The organism is Mesorhizobium terrae, from assembly GCF_008727715.1.
GTDB classification, from domain to species: domain Bacteria; phylum Pseudomonadota; class Alphaproteobacteria; order Rhizobiales; family Rhizobiaceae; genus Mesorhizobium; species Mesorhizobium terrae.
Map to the genome: position 1 here is coordinate 132916 of NZ_CP044218.1, position 22951 is coordinate 155866.

18 protein-coding genes and 1 pseudogene are annotated in these 22951 nt (G+C 62.2%); 11 read left to right on the top strand and 8 right to left on the bottom strand.

Going from position 1 to position 22951, the window contains the following annotated elements; all coding sequences use genetic code 11:
* Positions 1–125 precede the first annotated feature (125 nt).
* Genes FZF13_RS02120 through FZF13_RS02130 form a run of 3 tightly spaced genes read left to right on the top strand, consistent with a single transcriptional unit; the run spans position 126 to position 3693 of the window.
* Positions 126–1046 (top strand): ABC transporter permease, encoded by a 921-nt coding sequence (locus FZF13_RS02120; RefSeq protein WP_244431377.1) that lies wholly within the window; start codon positions 126–128, stop codon positions 1044–1046.
* A complete protein-coding gene (locus FZF13_RS02125) occupies positions 1043–1993 on the top strand; it encodes an ABC transporter permease (RefSeq protein ID WP_024926457.1) in 951 nt (316 codons plus the stop codon). Before FZF13_RS02120 ends, FZF13_RS02125 begins: the two co-directional genes overlap by 4 nt.
* A 14-nt stretch (positions 1994–2007) precedes the next feature.
* The gene (locus FZF13_RS02130; RefSeq protein ID WP_036255332.1) at positions 2008–3693 is read left to right on the top strand and encodes a dipeptide ABC transporter ATP-binding protein; all 1686 of its coding nucleotides are present in this window, start codon (positions 2008–2010) and stop codon (positions 3691–3693) included.
* Here FZF13_RS02130 and FZF13_RS02135 read toward each other — a convergent pair.
* Positions 3682–4557 carry a GntR family transcriptional regulator gene (locus FZF13_RS02135; RefSeq protein WP_024926455.1) on the bottom strand — a complete coding sequence of 292 codons (876 nt, stop codon included), beginning with the start codon at positions 4555–4557 and terminating at the stop codon, positions 3682–3684. The genes FZF13_RS02130 and FZF13_RS02135 overlap by 12 nt on opposite strands.
* Before the next feature lie 700 nt (positions 4558–5257).
* On the opposite strand from FZF13_RS02135, the gene FZF13_RS02140 reads away from it, so the two are divergent.
* On the top strand, positions 5258–5467 hold the full coding sequence (locus tag FZF13_RS02140; RefSeq protein ID WP_137901164.1) for a hypothetical protein: 210 nt from the start codon (positions 5258–5260) through the stop codon (positions 5465–5467).
* A gap of 67 nt (positions 5468–5534) precedes the next feature.
* Here the strand turns inward: FZF13_RS02140 and FZF13_RS02145 are convergent.
* The 4 genes and pseudogenes from FZF13_RS02145 to FZF13_RS02160 form a co-directional block, all read right to left on the bottom strand.
* Positions 5535–6779, bottom strand: a pseudogene (locus FZF13_RS02145) (aminomethyl transferase family protein).
* A 4-nt stretch (positions 6780–6783) separates the two neighbouring features.
* Positions 6784–8340 (bottom strand): phytoene desaturase family protein, encoded by a 1557-nt coding sequence (locus FZF13_RS02150; protein ID WP_024926453.1) that lies wholly within the window; start codon positions 8338–8340, stop codon positions 6784–6786.
* Positions 8330–9949: a phytoene desaturase family protein gene (locus FZF13_RS02155; protein ID WP_024926452.1), complete on the bottom strand. Its 1620-nt coding sequence runs from the start codon at positions 9947–9949 to the stop codon at positions 8330–8332. The genes FZF13_RS02150 and FZF13_RS02155 overlap by 11 nt, the downstream gene beginning before the upstream one ends.
* 120 nt (positions 9950–10069) lie before the next feature.
* Positions 10070–10972 (bottom strand): LysR family transcriptional regulator, encoded by a 903-nt coding sequence (locus FZF13_RS02160; RefSeq protein ID WP_024926451.1) that lies wholly within the window; start codon positions 10970–10972, stop codon positions 10070–10072.
* A gap of 312 nt (positions 10973–11284) precedes the next feature.
* Here FZF13_RS02160 and FZF13_RS02165 point away from each other — a divergent pair, with 312 nt between their 5' ends.
* From FZF13_RS02165 to FZF13_RS02195, 7 genes are read left to right on the top strand one after another with little or no spacing between them, the layout of a single operon-like run.
* Positions 11285–12799 carry a leucyl aminopeptidase gene (locus FZF13_RS02165; RefSeq protein ID WP_024926450.1) on the top strand — a complete coding sequence of 505 codons (1515 nt, stop codon included), beginning with the start codon at positions 11285–11287 and terminating at the stop codon, positions 12797–12799.
* Positions 12800–12853: 54 nt separating this feature from the next.
* On the top strand, positions 12854–13756 hold the full coding sequence (locus tag FZF13_RS02170; protein ID WP_024926449.1) for a proline iminopeptidase-family hydrolase: 903 nt from the start codon (positions 12854–12856) through the stop codon (positions 13754–13756).
* A gap of 17 nt (positions 13757–13773) precedes the next feature.
* The gene (locus FZF13_RS02175; protein WP_024926448.1) at positions 13774–15435 is read left to right on the top strand and encodes an ABC transporter substrate-binding protein; all 1662 of its coding nucleotides are present in this window, start codon (positions 13774–13776) and stop codon (positions 15433–15435) included.
* A gap of 22 nt (positions 15436–15457) precedes the next feature.
* Positions 15458–16474, top strand: coding sequence for an ABC transporter permease (locus tag FZF13_RS02180; protein ID WP_024926447.1), 1017 nt, complete (start codon positions 15458–15460; stop codon positions 16472–16474).
* A complete protein-coding gene (locus FZF13_RS02185) occupies positions 16474–17445 on the top strand; it encodes an ABC transporter permease (protein WP_024926446.1) in 972 nt (323 codons plus the stop codon). The genes FZF13_RS02180 and FZF13_RS02185 overlap by 1 nt, the downstream gene beginning before the upstream one ends.
* Positions 17442–18401: an ABC transporter ATP-binding protein gene (locus FZF13_RS02190; RefSeq protein WP_024926445.1), complete on the top strand. Its 960-nt coding sequence runs from the start codon at positions 17442–17444 to the stop codon at positions 18399–18401. The genes FZF13_RS02185 and FZF13_RS02190 overlap by 4 nt, the downstream gene beginning before the upstream one ends.
* A gap of 8 nt (positions 18402–18409) precedes the next feature.
* Complete coding sequence (locus FZF13_RS02195) at positions 18410–19396, top strand: ABC transporter ATP-binding protein (RefSeq protein ID WP_024926444.1); 987 nt, start codon at positions 18410–18412, stop codon at positions 19394–19396.
* Positions 19397–19433: 37 nt separating this feature from the next.
* Here FZF13_RS02195 and FZF13_RS02200 read toward each other — a convergent pair whose 3' ends face one another.
* Genes FZF13_RS02200 through FZF13_RS02210 form a run of 3 tightly spaced genes read right to left on the bottom strand, consistent with a single transcriptional unit; the run spans position 19434 to position 22929 of the window.
* Positions 19434–20435, bottom strand: a complete 1002-nt coding sequence (locus tag FZF13_RS02200; protein ID WP_024926443.1) for an ABC transporter permease — start codon at positions 20433–20435, stop codon at positions 19434–19436.
* Complete coding sequence (locus FZF13_RS02205; RefSeq protein ID WP_024926442.1) at positions 20432–21436, bottom strand: ABC transporter permease; 1005 nt, start codon at positions 21434–21436, stop codon at positions 20432–20434. Before FZF13_RS02205 ends, FZF13_RS02200 begins: the two co-directional genes overlap by 4 nt.
* Positions 21433–22929, bottom strand: coding sequence for a sugar ABC transporter ATP-binding protein (locus tag FZF13_RS02210; RefSeq protein ID WP_024926441.1), 1497 nt, complete (start codon positions 22927–22929; stop codon positions 21433–21435). The genes FZF13_RS02205 and FZF13_RS02210 overlap by 4 nt, the downstream gene beginning before the upstream one ends.
* Positions 22930–22951: the final 22 nt, after the last annotated feature.

Genomic DNA, 22951 nt, shown 5'->3' on the forward strand with positions numbered 1-22951 from the left:
AATCCCCAAAATGGGTACTTGCTTCATATTCAGGCTACTGAGTATGATAAGTGCATGTCAAGGTGCTTGGGAGGAGCGAGGCATTGCGGGGTTCGGCCTTTGTATGGAAGCGAATCGTTTTCGCTGTGGTCACGGTTTTCGTTGCCCTGACGCTTAACTTTATCCTGTTCCGCGTCCTTCCTGGCGGGCCTATTAGCCAGATATCGCGTGTGCCGAACGCATCCCCGGCGCTCAAGCAGGCGCTTACCGCGCAGTTCGGCCTCGATAAGCCGATTTGGGAGCAATATCTGCTCTATCTCCAACAGACGCTGCACGGCAATCTTGGCGTTTCCTACATGAACCGTCAGCCCGTGCTCGACAATTTGATCGAGGCATTTGGCAACACCATCCCCATGGTGGCGACGGGAACGGTCCTGGCGCTGATGATGGGCGGCCTCGTCGGCGTGATTTCCGCCGTGCGCCGGGGCAGCGCGACCGATCACCTCAGCACCAATATCGCCGTCTTGTTCTACGCGTTCCCAACGCAATTCCTGGGCATGATGCTTCTCATCATCTTCGCCGGGGTCCTGCCTTCCGCAGGCATGAGCGACCCATTCGCCATCGGCGGTTCGCAGTGGGATGTCTTTCTCGACACGCTCAAACACATGATCCTGCCGGTGGCGACGCTGGCGCTGACACTCTTCGCCGAGAATGCGCTTATCGTCCGTTCCGCCATGCTGGAAACGCTGGGCGAGGACTATATCCTGACGGCGAAGGCCAAGGGCGTGCCGCGCCACCGGCTCATCCGCGCGCACGCCTTGCGCAACGCCATGCTGCCCATCGTCACCATGGTGGCAATGTCGCTCGGTGCGGTCGTCACCGGCTCCATCCTGATCGAGGTCATCTTCTCATGGCCGGGTATCGGCCGCGCGCTCTACACTGCGGTGCTCAAGCGCGACTATCCGATGCTGCAGGGCGGGTTCCTCGCCATCACCGTCGTGGTGATCACCTTCAACCTGATCGCCGACCTCATCTACTACAAGCTTGATCCCCGGATAACGACATGACCCTTTCCCTGCCTGGGGCCACTGCCCCAGAAACCGAGACGCGTCTCGGTTTCTGGCCGATGTTGAACGATGTGCTGCATCAACCCGCGGCACTGGTGGGCTCGGCCATCGTTGCCGTGTTCGTTCTGCTCGCGCTCATTTCGCCGCTGATCGAACCTTACAGCGTCCATGAAGCGACATGCGCCGTTTTCGAGCCGCCTTCCTGGCAACACTGGTTCGGCTGCGACGATGGCGGCATCGACGTGTTCAGCCTTGTGTTGCGCGGCGGCCGCATTTCCATGATCGTCGGCGCCATCGCGACACTGATCGCCATCGGCATCGGCGCCACGATCGGCGTTCTTTCGGGCTATTTCGGCGGTTGGGTCGATACTGTTCTGATGCGCATCACCGACTATTTCCTGGTCATCCCGCAGATCGTGCTGATGATCGTGATCGCCGCGGTGTGGGGGCCGAGCCTGTCTCACGTCATCATCGTCATCGGCGCCCTGATGTGGACCAGCACGGCACGACTGATCCGCGCCCAGGTCAAGAGCCTGCGCGAACGGGTCTATGTGAAGCGGGTCGAGGCGCTGGGCGCCAGCCATCTCCACATCATCATGCGCCACATCATCCCGCAGATCGGGCCGCTTCTTGTCGCCAACACGGTGCTGGCCATCACAGTCGCCATCTTCAACGAGACCGCGCTCGCATTCCTCGGCCTTTCGGACCCCACGGCGATCACCTGGGGCACCATTATGGAGCACGCCTTCGACCGTGCGGCCGTCAGCAGCGGCGCCTGGTGGGCGATCGTCCCGGCAGGCGTTGCCGTCGCCGTGCTGATCATGGGCTGCTACATGCTCGGCCGCTCCATCGAAGACGGGCTGAACCCACGGCTCAAGGTCTCATATCTTTCATTGCATGGCTGGAAACTGCGCCCGCTCGTCGGCCGTGGACCGGACGCGATATGACAAGGAACTCCAGGTTGAGCAGCGCCTTCGCAATCCAGGACTTGAATATCTGGTTCGGCACCAATGCCGGCGGCCGCCGCGCCGAATTTCATGTCGTGAAGAACGTCAACATCGAACTCGCACCTGGCGAGCGCATTGGACTGGTCGGCGAATCCGGTTCCGGCAAGACAACCACCATCCTTGCCGCCATGGGACTTTTGCCGGCAAACGCGGAAGTGTCCGGCCGCATCCTGCTTGGCGGACAGGATATTCTGCGGAACGGCGAGGCAAGCATCGCCCCCCACCGCTGGAAGGACATCGCCATGGTGTTCCAGGGCGCGATGAGTGCGTTCAATCCGGTCAAGACCATAGGCTGGCAGATCGCGGAGGCCATGCAGATGCACGGTGTCGCGCGCGGTGTCGCCATGGCGCGCCGGATCGGTGAGCTTCTGGAACTGGTCGGCATACCTGCGGATCACGCCGGGCGCTTTCCGCATCAGCTTTCCGGCGGCATGCGCCAGCGCGCCATGATCGCGATGGCCCTGGCCTGCGAACCCAAGGTGTTGCTGGCCGACGAACCGACGACCGCGCTGGACGTGATGGTGCAGGATCAGGTGATGAAGCTGCTGGTGCGGCTCAGCAAGGAGCTGAACCTGGCGCTTGTGCTCGTCACCCACGATCTCGCCGTCGTCGCCCAGAGCTGCCACCGCGCGGCCGTGATGCTGAAAGGCGAAGTGATCGAACAGGGAGAGGTTGGCGATCTCTATCATCGCCCCCAGCACGAATACACTCGCAAGCTTTTCGAGGCGACGCCTGACGTGTTCTCGGCGGCAAAGGCGAACCAAAGCGGTTCAGCGGCGCCGGACAAGGCACCAAGTGCCTCGCCCCTGCTCGACGTGCGGGATATCACCGTATCATACCCACGCGCCCGCACCTTCCGCGACATGATACGTGGGCAAGACCCTCAAATCCCCGCCGCCGTCGAGAACGTCTCGATCCATGTTGACCGCGGCGAGATGGTGGCACTTGTCGGCCAATCCGGCAGCGGCAAGACGACGACGCTGCAGGCCGTGCTTGGCATGATCAAGGCGCGCAGCGGTTCCATTCGTATCAACGGCCACGACGTCACTCATCTCAAGAGCCGCCATTGGCGACCGCTTCGACGCCATGTCCAGATGATCTACCAGGATCCCTACGAGTCGCTCGACCTGCGCTATCGCGTCCGCTCCACGGTCGAGGAACCGTTGCGTGTTCATGGCATCGGCCTCACGGCGAAGGAGCGCGAGATGCTGATCTGCGCGGCTCTCGAACGCGTCGGGCTGACGCCCGTCGAACGTTATCTCAACCGGTTCCCGCATGAGCTTTCCGGCGGTCAGCGGCAACGCGTTGCAATTGCAGCCGCCATCGTGCTCAAGCCGGAACTGCTGTTGGCCGATGAGCCGGTTTCGATGCTCGACGTATCAGTGCGCGCCGGCGTGCTCGAACTGCTCAATGAGCTGCGCACGGATTCCAAAATGGGTATCCTTATGATCACGCACGACCTGTCGACAGCGGTTCACTACGCCGACCGCATCGCCGTCATGCATCAAGGCAGGATCGTGGAAGAAGGCAACGCTGCAGCGGTCGTCGGTTCGCCCAAGGCGCCCTATACGCGCGCGTTGCTGGCCAGCATTCCCCATCCTGATCCGGAACGGTCCGCGCTGGCCGATTTAACGGCCTGAGCGCCCGGACGACTTCTTCGCAACCGGCAGAACCGAGCGCTTGCTGCCATGCAGTGGCAGCACCACCCATTGTTTCATGTCGGTTGGCTGCAGCAGGTGCCGGCTTCCCGACCCGGACGTATAGAATACGAAATCCGAGGCCTTGTAGGTCTGCTGATAACAATCGAAGGCCTTGCCGTCGGCGGTGAAGGAAACGCCCCTGATGCGCACGACCTGGTCGCGCGAACCGAGGTCGAGTATCTCGCGCTCGGTGGGTGTCGGCCTGTCCACTTCCAGCGATTGTTCGACATAGTCGTCCCGCAGGCCGTAGCGTTCGGCAAGCAAGGCATAAAGCGAGTCGCCCGCTTCGAGATCCTTGTCGTCGATCGCCGGCACGAGGCTGAGCGGCAACACCGCCTGTTCCAGGATCGCCGGGGTTGTCCGAAAGCTGCGCCGCCTGATGATCTCCCAGACCGGCTGGCCGAGTTCGATCGACAGCGCCTTGGCGATCTCGGGGCTGGGCGAACCGATGTTGATGCCGAGCAGTTCCGTGGCAAGCTCAGGCCCGCTGCCCGAAGGTGAAAGCGTTTCCAGAAGGCGCCCAGCCCGACTGGGTTCGCTGACGATGCGATCCCTGGCGACGAAGGTCCCGATGCCCTGATGACGGTGAATCCGGCCGGAATGTTCCAGCTTGTCCAGCGCATGACGCACCGAGATCAGGCTGACGCCTGTCAACTTGGCGAGTTCAGTCGTGCTCGGCAATTTGTCGCCGCCGCTCAAATTGTTCGTGGCAATGAAATCGAGGATCCAGTCATGAACGACCAGATAGCGGAGTTTCCGCTCCTCGTTTTCCTGTGACGCGATCTGTTTTTGCCGTTGAGCCAAAGTCACTACCTCGGCATGTTGATTGACACGTAACCCATCCGCCTTCCAACCGCTCCAGCCGACAACAAAGTGCAGCTGTCATACTGAGAACGACAAGCTGATGCTAGCAGCTTTGTTACAGGAATGCGAAACTTACATGTATTGTTGGGGCAAGCGGGAAATGCCTCGCGGCAAGCCCGTTTCAGCGATTGCCGACATGGCAGTTTTCAGTTCGGCCGGCGCAGATCGCCTCCGGTCGCACGCGGACCTCAAAACAACCAGTTCCGCCATCTTCGGGACGCCTCAGATCATCAAGTAGACCGAGAACAGAATGATGATGGCGGCGACGATGGGTACGCCCCAATCGCTCAGGAACCGCGAGGGATATTTCGTGTCCAGATGAAGGAATGACATAGCACTCCCTCCTCAAAGGGCTGGTGTGTCGCCCCATGCAGCCGAGCCCGATTTCGGCCGCCGACTGAACAGCGAAATTATACACCCGAGACCCGTCGACCGCAAAACCCACGGTCTCGCAGGACAGATAAACACGGGCCGATGCCGCGAGCCGATCGGCGGACGCGACCCAGTGTGAGCCATTTCATGGTTGGCGGTGCGCGTCGGGTCGATTGTAGGCCGGCAGAGATCAACCGGCCGCTCTTCGAGCGCTGTTGTTCGGACAAGAGTTCGGTCCGCGTTAAAACCAGGCAGGAGGCGAACATAGATGCGTATGTGTGTGCGACCCGCGAAACGCGACGGCGATGTCAAAGAGCTTTTTGACCGCCGATTGGCCAAGGAGGATGTCTCCACGCGAGACGGTGGCGTATCGCTGTCGATCGTCGCACGCGACATGTATGCGAAAGGCTCGAACTATCACTACACGATCACGCTGACGCACACCGAGCTTGCCGCGCTAGCCGACGCCGCCAGATAAACGCGAGGCCGGCACCGCACCGACGGTCGCATCGTTGCGACCCGCAAGCAACCGGCATCCCTTGCCTCTAACGCTCACCCGGCGGGAAGGCTGAGCGACGCTCCAGCTTGATGAAGGGTCGCGGCACGACTTTCGCCCGCTTCATCATCTTGTGATACTGCAATTCCCGCATCGCATAGATTTCGACCCAGAGATCGTCAACGATCGTATCGCCGTAAGGTCGCTGCAAACTGGCAATCGCGATGTTGCGCTTTGCCGTCGGCGACCAGATCGCGGCGGTGACCAGGCCGATTTCGCGTTTGCCACGATGATAGACGATGGCGTGTTCGGCCAGAACGTTGCCCTCGATTTCCAGACCCACCAGAATGCGCTTCAGCGTCTTGTCGCGCCGCGCGGCCAGGATCGCTCAACGCCCGTTGAAATGCCCCTTGTCGGGATCGACCATGAAGCCGAGCCCGATCTCGTCGGGCATGCACGGACGATCGGCGCGAATGGCGTGGTCCGCGGTGACAAAATCCGCGTTGGCGACAATCAATCCCGCCTCGATGCGCGCCCGGTTGAGTGCGGTGTAACCGATCGGGCGGATGCCGTGCTCGCGGCCGGCCGTCACCAGCCGGTCCCACAGGCTGAGCGCCAGATCGGACGGCACGAACAATTCGTAGCCGAGATCACCGGTAAATCCGGTTCTCGAGATCGTCACCGCGCCGTTTTCGTGCGGAAAATCGGCAAGATCAAAAATCCGTAGCTTCTCTACACCGGCAAAGCCGGCATCGCGCAAGACGGCATAGGCGGTCGGACCTTGCAGGGCCAGACCGGCAACCGCTTCGGTCTCCTCAGATACACTGACATCAAAACCGATAGCGCTGTCCAACAGCCATGGCAGGTGGCGTTCCTGACAGCACAGACGGAACCTGTCGGTGGAGAACCGAAATAGCGTGCCGTCGTCGAGAACATGGCCGCCATCGTCGCACCACGCCGTATAGTGAACCTTGCCGGGTTTGAGCTTGGCGACGTCCCGGAGCGTTACCCGATTGAGGAACGCCTCGGCATCATCGCCCTCGACGAGGTATTTGACCATGGGAGAAATGTCGAAGAGCGCCGCCTGGCTGCGAATTGCGAAATATTCGAGCTCTTCATCCCACAGCGACAACGGCGCCTTGTAGCCGCTCCAGCTGTACCAATCCTGCCTGGCGGCCAACGCTTCGATGCGTGGCTGGAATGGCGTCGGCAAACGAAGGGTGCGGAAATGCTGCTGCCTGGCAATCCGCAGTACGTGTCCGGATGGGGCATTGGTCATATCGGTGTTGCGCATCGCCTCATCCCCTCGCCAAGACACGTCGTGCCGCGTTGAGCCCCGGCACACCTGAAACGCCGCCGCCAGGATGAGAACCCGATCCCGCCAGAAACAGACCGTCGATGGGTGTGTTGTAACCGGCGCAGCCAGCGATCGGGCGCGACATCAGCATCTGGTCGGCCTGCAGTTCGCCATGGTGCCAGTGGCCACCGGGCATATGATAGCGCTGTTCGATGTCGAGCGGCGTCAGGAGTTCCGCGTGCCGCACGCTTTTGCCAATGCCCGGCGCAAAGCGTTCCAGCTGCGCCATGATCGCCTGCAGGAACAGCGACTTGCCAACATCCCAACCTTGCTTCAGTGCATAGGGCGCGAATTGAACAACGGCCGACAGCATACACGCCCCCGCCGGAGCCAGTGACGGATCCGAAAGGCTGGGCAAGGTGATCTCCATCACCGGCTCCGATGAGAACTCGCCATATTTCGAAGGATTGAAGGCCAGTTCGACATGGTCGGTCGACGGCGCGATCACCAGCCTGCCCCGATGGTCATCGGGACTGACCCCGGTGAAGCGCGGCGGTTCGTCGAGCGCGAGATGCAGTTTGGCAGCGAAGCCGTGCATGCGGATGTTCTTGACCTTGCGCACCAGGCCGGTGTCGAGTTGGCGTGGACCGACGAGTTCCATGAAGAGCGCAGCCGGGTTGACCGCGGCCAGGACGATCGGCGCGCTGATCCGCTCGCCATCTTCCAGCAAGATGCCGACCACATGGCCTTTTTCGATCTGTATTTTGGCGACCTTGGCCTTGCTGCGCAGCCGAACCCCGGCCCTTTCCGCGCTCGTCGTGATGGCGGCGATGATTTCGCCAAGCCCACCCTTGGGGATGAGCTGCGCGCCCGCCTGTCCACCGACCTCGCCCGCCAGACGGTAATAGAGCCCGAGCAGCGAGGTGGGCGAGCGCGGACCGAGATGGCTGCCGAGCACGGCATCGAACGCGAGGAGCCCCTTCAGCCTGTCGTCGCCGAGATGTTCGTCGGCGACATCGGCCACATTCATCAACAGCATGCGCAGGAAATCACGCATGTCCTCCTTGCCAAGCCGACGCAAAGAGAGGGCAGTCATGCCAAGTGCGGAGCTTTCGGCGAAGGACATGCCGGAGAGATCGGGCGGCCGCCGCGCCAGCATCGGCTTGAGAATTCCCGCATAGCGAATGAGCTGCGCACGCAGGTCGAGCCAGGCTCGTTCCTCCTGGACCTGAACGCCGGTCAGGCGTTCGCCATAAGCGCCATGCAATACCAGCGCTTCGCCATCCTGCGCCAGCACGACGGTCGGGACCGGCTGGACCCGATCGAGCGCCAGGCCATGTTTCTCAAGCTCCAGTGTTTTTATGACATCGGGATGCAGGCGATTGAGAACATGCGCGACGGAAGTCCGGAAACCGGGGGCAAAGCTCTCGGTACGCGCAGCGCCACCAAACGCATCGCCGGCCTCCAGCACGGTTACCTTGCGGCCGGCCTTGGCAAGTACTGTTGCCGCAACCAGGCCGTTGTGGCCGCCGCCGACGACGATCGCATCAAATGACATCGTGGGCTCCGCTCACATGATTGGCGCTGCGCTTGAGATCGCGCAGAATTTCACAGGCGGCATTGCGACCGGGTGCGCCCATGACACCGCCGCCCGGATGCGTGGACGAACCGCACAGATAGAGGCCGTCGACCGGTGACCGGTATTGGGCATAGCCCGGCACCGGGCGATTGAACAAAAGCTGGTCGAAGGTGAGTTCGCCCTGGAAGATGTTGCCTTCGGTGAGGCCGGTTTCGGCCTCGATCTCGCGTGGCGTGCGGACCTCCATATGGACGATCCGGTCCCTGAAACCCGGCGAATACTCGGCGATCTGGGCGATGACGCTTTCGGCGAAGCCGTCGCGGTCGGCATCGGTCCATTCGCGCCCTTGCACCTTTGGCGGCGCGTATTGCACGAAACAACTCATGAAATGTTTGCCAGGGGCGGCCATGGTCGAATCGAGCGTGGTCGGGATAACCATGTCGAGGAAGGGGTCGGCGGACCAGCGACCTGCCTTCCAGTCGTCATAGGCGCGCTCCATGCGCTCGACCGAATCCGTGAAATGCATGTCGCCGCGATAGCAGGGCGAATCCTCGGGCAATGCCGGGAAGACCGGCATGGAATCGAGCGCGATGTTCACCTTGCCGGACGAACCGCGGATCTTGAAGTTCTTGACCCGTCGAAGGAATATGTCGGGCAGTTCCTTGGCCTCGACCAGTCCGAGGAACGTGCGCTTGACGTCGGCATTGGACGCGACAAGCTTGCCGAGAACCTCCTCGCCGTCGGCTAGGACCACGCCGCGCGCGCGGCCGTTGCGGACCAGCACCTGCTCGACCTCAGCGCCGGTGCGGATGGTGCCGCCAGCAGCCTGGAAGGAGGCCGCCAGCGCCTGGGTGACGGCACCCATGCCACCGCGCGCATAACCCCAGGCACCGACCGAGCCGTCGACCTCGACCATATAGTGGTGGAGCAAAACATAGGCCGTGCCGGGCGACATTGGCCCAAGTGCCGTGCCGATAATGCCCGACAGAGCGAAGTTCGCCTTGATGACATCGGTCTCGAAATATTCGTCAAGGAAGTCCGAAATCGACATCGTCCAGAAGCGCAATGTCAGCGCCATCTCCTCGGCGGTCAAACCGGCGAACTTCTTTCCCAGATAGAGCAGCTCGCCGATGTCGCGCGGCTTGAAGCTCGTCGGATCGGGGGCGGTCCGCATCAGCAGCGGCTGGATGAAGCGGCACTGACGGGTGACGTCGCGCGAATAGCGCCCATATGCTTCGGCGTCGCGCGGCGAGAACCGCGCGAATTCGCGGCGATGCGCATCGTGGTCGCGATAATTGGCGAGATAGTCGCCGTCGCGAGTGAACACGGCCCCGCCCTCATAGGGTATGACCTGCAATCCGAAGCGCGGCAGCTCCAGGTCGCGCATGATCTCTGGCCGGAACAGCGAGCAGACATAGGAGCAGTTGGAGTAGATGAAGCCCGGCGTCAGCGAGCGGCTCGTGGCGGCTCCGCCAACCCAATCCTTCTGCTCCAGAACCACGACATCCAGGCCGGCGCGCTGCAGATAGCAGGCATTGACGAGACCGTTGTGGCCACCGCCGATGATGATCGCATCCCAATTTTTCATGATTGCCGCGTCTCTCCCTCGAACCAAATCTGCCACGAGTTAAGGAGCGCGTCCACAGAAATTGAATGAACGTTCAATCAGATTATGCGATACGAGCAATCGTTGAGGCTGGTGTTTCGCCTAGACGATGGCCATTGCCCGCTTGTGGTCGGCAACCTCGGAAAGCAGCCAATCCTGAAACAGGCCGGTGCCCGGCTTGTTGCCGACACTGCGGCGCTGCTGCAGATAATAGCCGGCCGGATAGGTGTGGCGGGCCTCCAGCGGAGCGACAAGCCTGCCCTGGCGCAAAAGGTCCTGCGCCATGATCGTGTCGGCAAGCGCGATGCCGGCACCGTTCATCGCCTCTCGCATGATCAAGGTGCAATCATGCAGAACCGCACCCGAATGCGGCATGCCATCCTGAATACCCTCCTGCTCCAGCCACTGCTTCCACCTCGTGGTCTCGCATTCGTGGATCAGGTGATGGTTGAGCAGGTCTGCGGGCGAGTTGAGCGGTACGGGACCATCGAGCAGCGAAGGCGCGCAGACCGGCGTCAGCAGGAGCGGGATCATCAATGTGAGCGCCGGACCGGCCTTGTAGACAAACTCGTCGACGATAGCCAAATCGAAGTTGGTCCGCTTGCCGGAAGTCGAAATCTCCAGATCCACCGACGGATGCTCGCGACGGAAACTCGGCAGCCGGTCCGCCAGCCAGAGGTTCAGAAAAGTCGGTTCGCACAGCAGCCTGACACGCTGGAGCTTGCTGCGACGCGGCCCATCGTAAAGGCTGACATCGTCGGTTGCGCGCCAGATGGCGTCGAAAGCTTCGGAGAGGCTGCGCGCGTAATAGGACCCCCGCTGCGTCACCGTTACCTGGCGAAATCCGCGTTCGAACAATTCCTGGCCGAGGTTCCGTTCGAGCGCACGGATGTGACGGCTGACCGCCGAAGGCGTCAGATGCAGCTCTTCCGCCGCATCCTTGATGCTGCCGAGACGTGCGGCAGCCTCGAAAGCGCGCATGCCATTGAGTGAGGGTAAGGCCATTCCTCGATCATGAATTCTCAGTTGAGTTTTTGTCAATCGATATGGACAAAATTGGCGTTTGATCACCTCCCACGTTCGGGGATACCAAAAAGGCAAGAACAACTAAGTCGTCACGAGAAAACGACTCTTCGGGACTCCGACACCATTCAACGAACGGCGATAGCCGGCTTTACCGGATTTGACCGGTGGCCGACGCAGCCTGACGCATGACCTCAAAAGCTCGAAATGGGTGACGAACCGCATTTCGACGCAAGGAGCATGTCGCAAGCAGCCCTCGCCCGGCGTCGCCATAGCATGGGAGAATGCCTGCTTATGCCTCAATCGCCAGTGCCTGTCTTCGAAGCGGCAGACGAGATTTCCAAGGAAGCCTCCGTCATCGTGATCTTGCAAACCGCCCGCAGTGGTTTCGGCCCACGGGCTGCGGCACTGGACGCTCAGATCGGTGGGATTTTGTCCCGCGCTTGTTCCGACCCGGCCACATTGGCAGAATCCAGCACTTGCATCGATGTCATTGCCCCGCAGGCAATCGCGGCCAAGCGCGTGATCATCCTGGCATTGGGCAAGGCCGAAGCCGTGACCGCGCTGTCGCTGGCGCGCGCCGGCGGCGCCCTGGCCGCGCATCTGGAAAGCAAGGGCGAAAGCACGGCCACCCTTGTCCTCGACCCCACTGCCGATGTGTGCCAGTCCGGTGCCGAAATCCTGGCGCGCGTCGCGCTTGGCATGCGGCTGCGCAGGTATCGTTTCGACATGCGCAATCAGCGGCAGGGTGCCGGAGCGGATCGAACCCTGCGGGTACAATTGGTCGGCGCAAGCGACGCGGAACTCGCCCCGGCGCTGGCGCGGATCAATGCGATCGCCGACGGCGTCGAATATGCCCGGACGCTGGTCAACTTGCCGCCGAACCATCTCCACCCCGACAGTTTCCACGATCATCTGGAGCCTTTGCGCGAAGCCGGGATCGAGGTCGAAATGCTCGATGCGGCGCAGCTGACGGAGCTCGGCATGAACGCGTTGCTCGCTGTCGGAGCAGGCTCGGTGCGCGCGCCGCGCGTCGCCGTTCTGCGCTATCGCGGCAAAGGCTCGCCCGCGCAGCCACTTGCCTTCGTCGGCAAGGGCGTCTGCTTCGATTCCGGCGGCCTCTGCATCAAGGGCGGATCGCAGATGTTCGACATGAAGGGGGACATGGGTGGCGCGGCCGCCGTGGTCGGCTTGCTGATCGCGCTGGCCAGGCAGGGCAGCCCCGTCCATGCGGTCGGCGTGCTCGGCATCGCCGAAAACATGCCGTCCGGCACCGCGTTGAAACCCCGCGACATCATCACCACTGCCTCGGGACAGACTGTCGAAGTGTTCGACACGGACGCGGAGGGTCGCCTGTTGCTGGCAGACTGTCTCTACTACGCCGCCACACGTTTCAACCCATCGGTGATCGTCGATCTGGCCACGCTGACCTATTCGGTGACCCGAGGCCTGGGCTCGATATTCGCAGGGCTGTTCAGCACCGACGATGCGCTCGCCTCGCAGATGATCGCGGCGGGGGAAACGGTGGGCGAACGGTTCTGGCGACTGCCGCTTGACCGCGCCTACGACGAGGGCCTGAAGTCGCCATTCGCCGATCTCAGGCATCACGCCAAGGATATGGAAGATGGCGATGCCCCCTACGCCGCGGCCTTCCTGCGCCATTTCACGGAAGACCGCCCCTGGGTGCACCTCGACATCGCAAGCAAGGAATTGACCGACACCGATCGTCCGCTCGCCAGGCAGGGCGCCACGGCGTTCGGCGTGCAGATGCTGGAGGAATGGGTGCAGGCCAACCGGGCCAAGAACTAGACGGCGGTGGCGCGGGGTACCGACAATATGCCTTCAACAATGCCAGGAACCGGAATGTCGTCAGGGATCAATCGCAAGGAAGGACGCGCCGCCTTCGGTGGCTACGAAACCTGGTACCGGATCAGTGGCGAGCTCGGCGACAAAGCGCCGGTGGTGATCCTGCATGGCGGCCCCGGCGTCGCGCACAACTATGTCGATGCCTACAAGCTTCTCGCCTGCGGGGGTCGCGCCGTCATCCATTATGACCAGTTGGGATGCGGCAATTCCACATTGTTGCCGGAGAAGGGCGCCGATTTCTGGACGCCACAACTTTTCATCGACGAGCTTGAAAACCTGGTCGACCACCTTGGCATCCGCAGTGGCTTCCATGTGCTCGGCCAGAGCTGGGGCGGCATGTTGGGGGCTGAATATGCAGTGACACGCCCGCAAGGCTTGAAGTCGCTGACGATCGCCAATTCGCCGGCTTCCATGAAGCTGTGGGTCGAAGAAGCGAACCGGCTTCGCGCCGACCTGCCGGAGGACGTCCAGGAAACCCTGACCCGGCATGAAAAGGCCGGCACGACCGACCATCCGGACTATCAGCAGGCAACGATGGTGTTTTACGAGCGGCATGTCTGCCGTGTCGTGCCCTTTCCGCCGGAAGTGGCGGAAAGCTTCGCCCAGGTGGCGCGCAATCCCACCGTCTACAATGTGATGAACGGGCCGAACGAGTTCCACGTCATCGGCACGCTGAAGAACTGGACTATCGTCGACCGCCTGGCAGCCATCGATGTTCCCACCCTGATCATCTCCGGACGTTACGACGAGGCCACACCCGCGACCGTGCAGCCCTACAAGGACGGCATCAAGGGATCGCGCTGGGAGATATTCGAGCATTCCAGCCACATGCCGCATGTGGAAGAGCAAGAACGCTGCATGCGGGTGGTGGGAGACTTCCTGGACCACAACGACAGCTAAGAAAAGGGGAATCAAGAATGAAGAAACTGCTCTTGGCGGCTTCGGCCGCGGCACTCTTGGCCGGCACATGGCTGGCTCCGGCACAGGCCGAATATCTCAAGGAACATCGCGGTGGCACCATTCGCCTTCTGGCCCGCGCCGCGGCCGGAACGCTCGACCCGCATATCAACTACACCGATCAGGGCTGGCAGATGTACCAGCCGATCTATGACGGCCTGGTCGCCTTTCGCAAAGCCGAAGGCATGGACGGCTTCACCATCGTCCCCGACCTGGCAGAGGCGCTGCCGCAAGTCAGCAATGACGGCAAGACCTTCACTTTCAAGCTGCGCAAGGGCATCAAGTTCTCCAGCGGCCAGGACCTCGGCGTGAAGGACGTGGTCGCCTCGTTCCAGCGCATCTTCAAGATTTCGGGACCAACCTCCGGCACCTTCTATGCCGGCATCGTCGGCGCCGACAAATGCCTGGCCGACACCAAGAGCTGTACGCTCGAAGGCGGCATCGTCGGCGACGAGGCGGCCGGAACGGTTACGATCAACATCATCAAGCCGGATGCCGAACTTCTCTACAAGCTGGCGTTGCCGCATGCCGTGACCCTGCCGGCGGATACGCCCGCAGAAGACATGGGATCCAGGCCCATTCCCAGCACCGGCCCTTACATGATCTCCGCCTTCGACCCCAACAAGGGCATGACAGTTTCCCGCAATCCGCATTTCAAGCAGTGGAGCGAGGAAGCCCAGCCGGACGGCTATCCCGATGTCGTCCAATATGATTTCGGCCTCTCCGAGGAAGCGGCGGTCACCGCGATCCAGAACGGCGAAGCGGACTGGATGTTCGACCCGCTGCCAAGCGACCGCCTGGTCGAGCTCGGCACCAAGTTCAAGGACCAACTCCACATCTCGCCACTTTCCGCATGGTGGTATGCCCCGCTCAACACCCGCCTCGCGCCGTTCGACAATGAAAAGGCGCGGCAGGCAGTGGCCTATGCGGTCGATCGCAACACTCTGGTCAAGCTGTTCGGCGGCAAGGTGCTTGGCGCTCCGGTGTGCCAGGTTCTGCCGCCAGACTTCCCCGGCCACGAGGATTATTGCCCCTTCACCAAGAACCCCGGCGCCAAATGGTCGGCACCTGATCTCGACAAGGCCAAGCAGCTTGTCGAGGAATCCGGCACCAAGGGCCAGAAGGTGACCATCATCGTCGAGGACACCGCCGTATCGCGGTCGATCGGCGTCTATCTGCAGAGCGTGCTGACCAGCATCGGCTATGCCGCCGACGTCAAGCCGATCTCGACCAACATCCAGTTCACCTACATCCAGAACACCAACAACAAAGTGCAGATGTCGGTGACCCAGTGGTACAAGGACTATCCCGCAGCTTCGGACTTCCTGAACATCCTGTTCAGCTGCGCATCTTTCCGTGAAGGCTCCGACGCTTCGATCAACATTTCGGGCTTCTGCGACAAGGATATCGACGCCAAGATGCAGAAGGCACTGGACCTCGGCGTCACCGACCAGAAAGCGGCCGACAAGATGTGGGCCGAAATCGATAAGCAGGTGACCGACAAGGCGCCGGCCGTCGGCCTCTTTACGCCGAAGCGGCTCGACTTCGTCAGCAAGCGCCTGGGCAATTTCAAGTTCAATCGGCAGTTCAACTGGATGATCACCCAGTCCTGGGTGCAGTAACGAACCGCGAGGGGACACGTCCGTGTCGATTGAAGCCGTTGCCGTGCCGCGCAAGACGCGAGGGCCTTGGGCCGTCGCGCTTGCGAAGCTGACAAGGAACAGGGCCGCCATGGCGTCCCTGGCCGTGTTCCTCCTCATCGTCCTCGCCTGTTTCAGTGCGCCCTTGTATGCGCACTGGGCAGGTGTGGACCCATTCGCCTCTACGCTCGACGCCACCATCCAGATCGACGGCGTCGACGTTCCGGTGATGGAGCAGTCGACGGAGGGGCTCGGGCTTGGCTACACGCCGCTCGGTCCGACCTGGCGGCTTGGCAACTACTTTCTCGGCGCGGACAGCCAGGGCCGGGATGTCATGGCCAGGATGCTCTATGGTGGGCTCAGCTCGCTGTTGATCTCCGGGGCGGCCACCATCTTCACCCTGATCCTCGGCACGGCGGCGGGCCTGATCGCCGGCTATTTCGGCGGGATCACCGACACGGTGCTGTCGCGTTTTCTCGACGTCTTGTGGGCATTTCCGATCTATCTTCTGGCGATCTCGCTTTCCATCGTCACGATTGCGCAAGGCATTTCGATCGGGCCGATCGTCATCCAATCCGGCAGCCTATGGCTGCCTGTCATCATCATCGGCATCGTCTATGTGCCCTATGTGGCGCGCCCCATCCGCGGACAGGTTCTGTCGTTGCGCAACAGCGAATTCGTGATGGCGGCCATCAATCTCGGCGTGCCGGGATCGCGCATCCTTTGGCGCGACATCCTGCCCAACATCACCACCACGCTCATCGTGTTCGTGCCGTTGATGATGGCACTGAACATGCTTACGGAATCAGCCCTCTCCTTCCTTTCGATCGGCGTGCAGCCACCGGCCGCAAGCTGGGGCACGATCATCCAGGATGGGCAGGCGCTGCTTTATACGCGACCGCTGGTGGCATTGGCGCCGGGCCTTGCCATCGCGATTTCCGTGATGGCGCTCAATGTCTTCGGCGACGGTCTGCGCGACGCGCTCGACCCGCGCTCCAAGGTTCGGCTGGGGCGCGACTGATGATCTACGCGATCCTGCGCCGTTTCGGTCAGATGCTGTTCGTAATGTTCGGCATCTCGGTCATCGTCTTCCTGATTTTCTTCGCCACGCCGGGCGCCGACCCGGCGGCGCGCATCGCTGGCCGCAACGCTTCCCCCGAAGTGCTGGAAGCGGTGCGCCACAACTTCGGTTTCGACCAACCGCTCTACGTGCAATATGTGCGGATGATGGAGAAGATCTTCATCACCGGCGACCTGACCTCCTTCGTCAATCGCGGCTGGAAAGTGGTGCCGGCGGTGCTGGATTCCATCCCGGTCACGCTTTCGCTGGTATTCGGGGCGGCGATCCTGTGGGTGGTCGTGTCGGTCATCATCGGTATCGTCGCAGCAGCGACCCGCGACAGCTGGCTCGACAAACTACTGATGGCGCTGGGACTGCTCGGCATCTCCATGCCAGTCTACTGGCTGGGCGAGGTGATGAACCTGATCACCCAGAGCCGCTACCACGACAGCTGGTTGTTCTCCTGGGTACCGCCGCTCGGCTACAAGAATTTCTCCGACGACCCGAAGGGCTGGTTCCTGACACTGGTCATCCCATGGATCACGCTCGCCATCCTCTATATCGGCATCTATGGGCGGGTGCTGCGGGCGGCGATCATCGAATCGATGCAGGAAGACTATATCCGCACGGCCCGCGCCAAGGGCCTGTCGGAGACGCGCATCCTGCTGCGCCACGCGCTGCGCACTTCACTCATCGCTTTCGTGACCCTGTTCGGACTCGACTTCGGCGCACTGGTGGGCGGCTCGGCTTTGCTTACCGAGGTGGTCTTCGGACTGCATGGCATCGGCAAACTCACCTATGACGCGCTGCAGAACCTCGACCTGCCGATGATCATGGCGACGGTCATGTACGCTTCCATGTTCGTGGTCGTTGCCAACGCAGTGGTCGATTTCGTCTACATTCTTCTCGATCCGCGCGTGAGGACGTCATGATGCTGTCTGTGCGTGACCTTCGGGTATCGTTCCGCACCGATGACGGCCTGGTGCGGGCCATCGACGGCGTTTCCTTCGACCTCGAGGAAGGCGAGATCCTCGGCGTGGTCGGCGAATCCGGCTCCGGCAAGACCGTATCACTGCTGGCGGTCATGGGCCTGATCACCGACCCCAATGCGGTGATCGAAGGCTCGATCCGCTACAAGGGCCGTGAATTGGTGGGATTGCCGGCGCGCGAACTCAGGCGCCTGCGCGGCAATGAGATCGCCATGATCTTCCAGGACCCGATGACGGCACTGACCCCGGTCTACACGATCGGCTGGCAGATCGCCGAACAGATCCGCGCGCATAGAACTATCAGCAAGACCAAGGCCCTGGAGCGCGTCGAGGAACTGTTGGCCGAGGTGAATTTCCCCAATCCGCGCGAGGCGATGTCGCGCTACCCGCACCAGCTTTCCGGCGGCATGCGCCAACGGGCGGTGATCGCCATGGCGCTGTCCTGCAATCCCGCGCTGCTGGTGGCGGACGAGCCGACCACCGCGCTCGACGTCACCGTGCAAGCCGGCATCCTCGATCTCGTGCGCAAGCTGCGCGCGACGCACAATTCCGCGGTCGTCTTCATTACGCATGACATGGGCGTTGTTTCCGAACTCGCCGACCGCGTCATGGTCATGTATGCCGGCCGCGTGGTGGAACGCGGCGGTCGTGCGGAGCTGTTCTCGGATCCGCGACACCCCTACACGCGTGCCCTGCTCGGCTCGATCCCGCCGCTGACTGGCGAGAAGCCGCGCCGACTGCCGGCCATTCCCGGCTCACCGCCGTCGCTGCTGCGATTGCCGCAAGGTTGCGCCTTCGGGCCACGCTGCCCGGTACAGTACGAACCTTGCGTGGCAGGCAAGCCGAACCTTGGCGACGGCACCCACGCTGCGGCTTGCTTCCGGGTGGCGCAAGCATGAGCGGACCGATGACCGACCAAGACCGGCCAATTCTCGAAACGCGCGCGCTCGGCAAACGTTTCTCGATCGGCAGCCGCTTTTCCAGCGAGGGCAAGCGAACCGTCCATGCGGTGGACAATGTTTCGCTGACGGTCCGGCGTGGGGAGACCGTCGGGCTGGTCGGTGAGTCCGGCTGCGGCAAGTCCACGCTGGCGCGTTGCCTGGTCCGGCTCTATGACATCACCGACGGCGAATTGCTGTTCGAAGACGACGACATCACTTCGAAGTCGCTGGGCGAACTCAGGCCGCTGCGGCGGCGTCTGCAAATGGTCTTCCAGGACCCTTCGGCCTCGCTCAACCCGCGTCGGCGCGTCGGCGACCTGGTGGCGGAGCCGCTGCGCATCCACACCAAGCTTTCGTCGGGCGAGATCGCCAAGCGCGTGGCGGAACTGTTCGATCTTGTCGGCCTGCTGCCGGATCACGTCATGCGCTATCCGCATGAATTTTCCGGCGGGCAGCGCCAGCGTGTCGGCATCGCGCGTGCTATCGCGCTCAACCCGGACCTTGTCGTGCTCGACGAACCCGTCTCGGCGCTTGACGTGTCGGTGCAGGCGCAGATCGTCAACCTGCTCGCCGATCTCCAGGAGAAGTTGAAACTTACCTACATCTTCATCGCACACGACCTGTCGGTGGTGCGACAGGTTTCGACCCGCATCGCGGTCATGTATCTCGGTTCGATCGTGGAAGAAGGCCCGGCGGAAGAGGTCTTTTCGGCACCGGCTCATCCTTACAGCCAGGCGCTGATTTCCGCCGTTCCCGTCGTGGAGACGACGCCGAGCGGCACGCGCCGGCGCATCATCCTGACCGGCGACGTGCCAAGTCCGCTCAATCCGCCATCCGGCTGCCGTTTCCATCCCAGATGTCCGATCGCCACCGACCGATGCCGTACGGAGCGACCGGAGCCAAGAGAGCATCGGCCAGGCCGCAAGGTCGCCTGCCACTATCCAACGATCTAGTGCGGACCCGCGCAGCAACCGGGCCTTGCGCGGGAAGCTAGGGGTTTTGCCTGGCGCTGGCGAGCTTTGCCTGCAGGACAACGACGACCAGCAGGAACGCACCACGGATGACCGACTGCCAGTAGGCCGACAGGGAGATGACGCCGAGCCCATTCTCGAAATTGAGAATGTTGAAGACCATGGCGAGCAGCAGCGCGCCCGCCATCGTTGCCCCGACGGAGCCGACGCCGCCTGAAAGCACGGTGCCGCCGACGACGACCGAGGAGATCGCAAAGAGCTCCCAGCCGACACCTTCGGTGGGCTGTCCGGCGCCGAACTGGGCGGCCAGGATGACGCCGGCGAGACCCGCTAGAAGCCCGGAGGCGGCATAGACGCCAAACAGGGTGCGTTCCACCTTCAAACCCATCAGCTTCGCGGTGGCTTCGCCGTCGCCGATCGCCAGAATACGGCGACCGACGGGGTGTCGCTCCAGTGCGACCCAACCCGCGACATAGGCAGCGATCGCGATCCAGGCCGGGATCGGAAAGCCAAGGAAATCGTCCTGACCGATCAAGGTGAAAGCGGTGTCGTAGGAAACCGATACCGACTGATTGCCGGCCAGCAGCAATGCGGTGCCATAACTGGCCAGCATTGCAGCGAGCGTGGCGATGAAGGGTTGAATGCGCAGCCGCGTCACGACAAGGCCGTTGATCATTCCAACGCCGAGGCCGGCGAGCAATCCGCCAGCGAGCCCGACCGCCCAGCCATAGGGCGACAACAACGCTGCGACGACACTCGCCATGGCAGCCGTGCCACCGACCGAGAGATCGATGCCACCCGTCATGATCACCAGCGCCATGCCCAGTGCAATCAGCATGAACATGGAATTGTAACGCAGGAAGGACAGGATGTTGTAGCTCGACAGGAAGTGGTCGTAGCGCAGCGCGCCGAAAATCAGCAGAGCGACCACCACCGTGATGACGCATAACCTGGCAAGCTGCAGATTGGAGCGCGGAACAAATGCCTCCAGGATGGTCTGGCTCGAAGGTGTCTGCGTCATGTCCGACCGGGGCCCGCGCTTTGCTGGATGTAGACGGCGGCGACGATGAGCGCCGCCTTGACGACAAGGGCGGCAGCATCGGGCACGCCGTTGGCGAGAAGCGTGTAGCGGACGAGCTGGATGACGCAGGCGCCGAGCAGAGTGCCAAGAATGTTCGCCCTGCCGCCCGTCAACAGCGTGCCGCCGACCGCGACCGCGGCAATGGCGTCGAGTTCCATGCCGAGCCCGACCAGATTGGCATCGCTGGCCGAATTGCGCGCCACCACGATCAACCCGGCAAGGCCTGCCAGAACACCACTGATGAGATAGACGAGACGCTTGACCCGCTGCGCCGGAATGCCCGAGAGACGCGCCGCCTTCTCGTTGCCACCGACCGCGAGAATCTGCCGCCCGAGAGCGGTTCTCTTGACCAGGAAGGCGGCTGCGGCCACCACCACGATCATGATCAGCACCTGCGTCGGAATTCCAAACACATAACCGAGCGCAACGAATTGGAAGGCGTCGTTCTTGAACACCTGGAGATTGCCGTTGGTCATGACCTGGGCGATGCCTCGCCCGGCGGTGAACAACACCAGCGTCGCCACGATCGGCTGGATCGAATAGCGGGTGACGAGGAAGCCGTTGAACCAGCCCAGCATCGCCACCACGATGAGCGGCAGAATGAACGCCAGAGGCAGCGTAAGCAATGGGTTGACCGTGGGCACGATCGTGCCCTGCAGAATCATCGGCGCGAGCGCGCCGGCGATCGCCATCAGCGAGCCGACGGAAAGATCTATACCGCCGGTGGCGATCACCAACGTCATGCCGACCGCGACGATGACGATCGTGGCCACCTGGGTCAGGTTCACGTTGAAGGTCTGCAGCGACAAGAAGTTCGGCGTGGCGATGGCGTTGAAGACAATGAGCAGGATCAAAGCGACGAAAGTGCCATAACGGCTCAACCAAGAGGCAAGATTGAAAGGCAGTTTGCGCCGGCTGGCGGCCCCTTCCGCCGCGCTCAAGCGGTCACCTCCTGATGAGCCATCGCTGACATGAGATTGGCCTCGGTGATCTCGTCCGACGCAAGCCGTCGCACCGACTTGCCGTCACTGAGAACAGTGACGCTGTCGGCGGCCGCGATCAACTCTTCGAGTTCCGACGAGATCATCAGGACACTCAGGCCTTCGTCGGCAAGACCGCGCAGCAATTTGAGGATCTCCGCCTTGGCGCCGACGTCGATGCCGCGCGTCGGCTCGTCGACGATCAACAGGCGCGGGTCCATGCACAGCCATCGGGCCAAAAGCACCTTCTGCTGGTTGCCGCCGGAGAGTTCCCGAATTGGCTGCTCGGGCGAGGAGCATTTTATGCCGAGTGCCTGGATATATTTCTCGACGATGCCGCGCTGGGCAACCCTGTCGACAAGGCCGGCCTTCTGCAGCCTTGGCAAGATCGCCAATGTCATGTTCTCGCGCACGCTCATCTCGGGCACGATGCCCTCGACCTTGCGATCCTCGGAAACGAAGCCCATGCCGTCGCGGATCGCATCTGCGGGCGCGGCGTAGTCGGCCGCACGGCCGGCCATGGTTACCGACCCGCGCTCCTTGCGGTCGGCGGCATAGATCAGCCTGGCGGTTTCAGTGCGGCCCGCCCCCAGAAGGCCGGCAAGGCCGGCGATTTCGCCCTTACCGATCGCCAGCGAAACGTCGCGCACCCTGACGCCGGCGCCGAGATTGCTGACATTGACGAGTGAGTTACCGTCGCCATCGCCATGCGCCCGCTTCTTGGCTGTGAAGGCGGCCAGTTCCTTGCCCAGCATGGTCTTGACCAGCGCGACCTTGGATATGTCCTTCATCGGACTAACCGCGACAGTGCGGCCGTCGCGCATGATGGTGACGCGGTCGCAAATCGCGTAAAGCTCATCCAGCCGGTGGCTGATGAAGATGGCGGCAACGCCGTCTGCCTTGAGCGTCCGCATCGTTTCGAACAGCACCTCCACCTCCTGTTCGTCCAGCGAGGAGGTCGGTTCGTCGAGGATGAGAAGCCTTGCGTTCTGGGTGACTCCGCGCGCGATTGCCACCATCTGCCGAGTGGCGGCGCCGAAATCCTGCAACGGCCGGTTCACGTCGATGTCCAGCTTGAACCGACTGAGAACGGTCCTTGCCGCAGCCTGCATTCTGGCCCGATCGACGAGGCCGAAACGACGCGGCTCGCGAGCCAGGAAGATGTTCTCGGCCACAGTGCGGTTCTGCGCCAGGTTGATTTCCTGATAGATGGTGGCGATGCCAGCCGCCTGGCTCTCGGCGGTCGAGGCGAAGCGCACGTCCCTGCCCTGGAACCGTATGGTGCCCGCATCGCAGGAATGCGCACCCGTCAAGATCTTGATCAATGTGGACTTGCCGGCGCCGTTCTGGCCGATCAGGGCCATGATCTCGCCCGGCTCGATGTCCAGCCCGGCGTTCGTCAGAACCTGGACATCGCCGAAGCTCTTGTTGATGCCTTTCATCGACAACAGCATCGCAACCCTCCCGTTGTCGACG

Excerpts from the sequence above, each read along its gene's own strand:
- FZF13_RS02125 (WP_024926457.1), top strand. The coding sequence starts at position 1,043 with ATGACCCTTTCCCTGCCTGGGGCCACTGCCCCAGAAACCGAGACGCGT.
- FZF13_RS02140 (WP_137901164.1), top strand. The coding sequence starts at position 5,258 with ATGCGTATGTGTGTGCGACCCGCGAAACGCGACGGCGATGTCAAAGAG.
- FZF13_RS02150 (WP_024926453.1), bottom strand. The coding sequence starts at position 8,340 with ATGTCATTTGATGCGATCGTCGTCGGCGGCGGCCACAACGGCCTGGTT.
- FZF13_RS02155 (WP_024926452.1), bottom strand. The coding sequence starts at position 9,949 with ATGAAAAATTGGGATGCGATCATCATCGGCGGTGGCCACAACGGTCTC.
- FZF13_RS02160 (WP_024926451.1), bottom strand. The coding sequence starts at position 10,972 with ATGGCCTTACCCTCACTCAATGGCATGCGCGCTTTCGAGGCTGCCGCA.
- FZF13_RS02165 (WP_024926450.1), top strand. The coding sequence starts at position 11,285 with ATGCCTCAATCGCCAGTGCCTGTCTTCGAAGCGGCAGACGAGATTTCC.
- FZF13_RS02170 (WP_024926449.1), top strand. The coding sequence starts at position 12,854 with ATGTCGTCAGGGATCAATCGCAAGGAAGGACGCGCCGCCTTCGGTGGC.
- FZF13_RS02175 (WP_024926448.1), top strand. The coding sequence starts at position 13,774 with ATGAAGAAACTGCTCTTGGCGGCTTCGGCCGCGGCACTCTTGGCCGGC.
- FZF13_RS02185 (WP_024926446.1), top strand. The coding sequence starts at position 16,474 with ATGATCTACGCGATCCTGCGCCGTTTCGGTCAGATGCTGTTCGTAATG.
- FZF13_RS02190 (WP_024926445.1), top strand. The coding sequence starts at position 17,442 with ATGATGCTGTCTGTGCGTGACCTTCGGGTATCGTTCCGCACCGATGAC.
- FZF13_RS02195 (WP_024926444.1), top strand. The coding sequence starts at position 18,410 with ATGACCGACCAAGACCGGCCAATTCTCGAAACGCGCGCGCTCGGCAAA.
- FZF13_RS02200 (WP_024926443.1), bottom strand. The coding sequence starts at position 20,435 with ATGACGCAGACACCTTCGAGCCAGACCATCCTGGAGGCATTTGTTCCG.
- FZF13_RS02210 (WP_024926441.1), bottom strand. The coding sequence starts at position 22,929 with ATGCTGTTGTCGATGAAAGGCATCAACAAGAGCTTCGGCGATGTCCAG.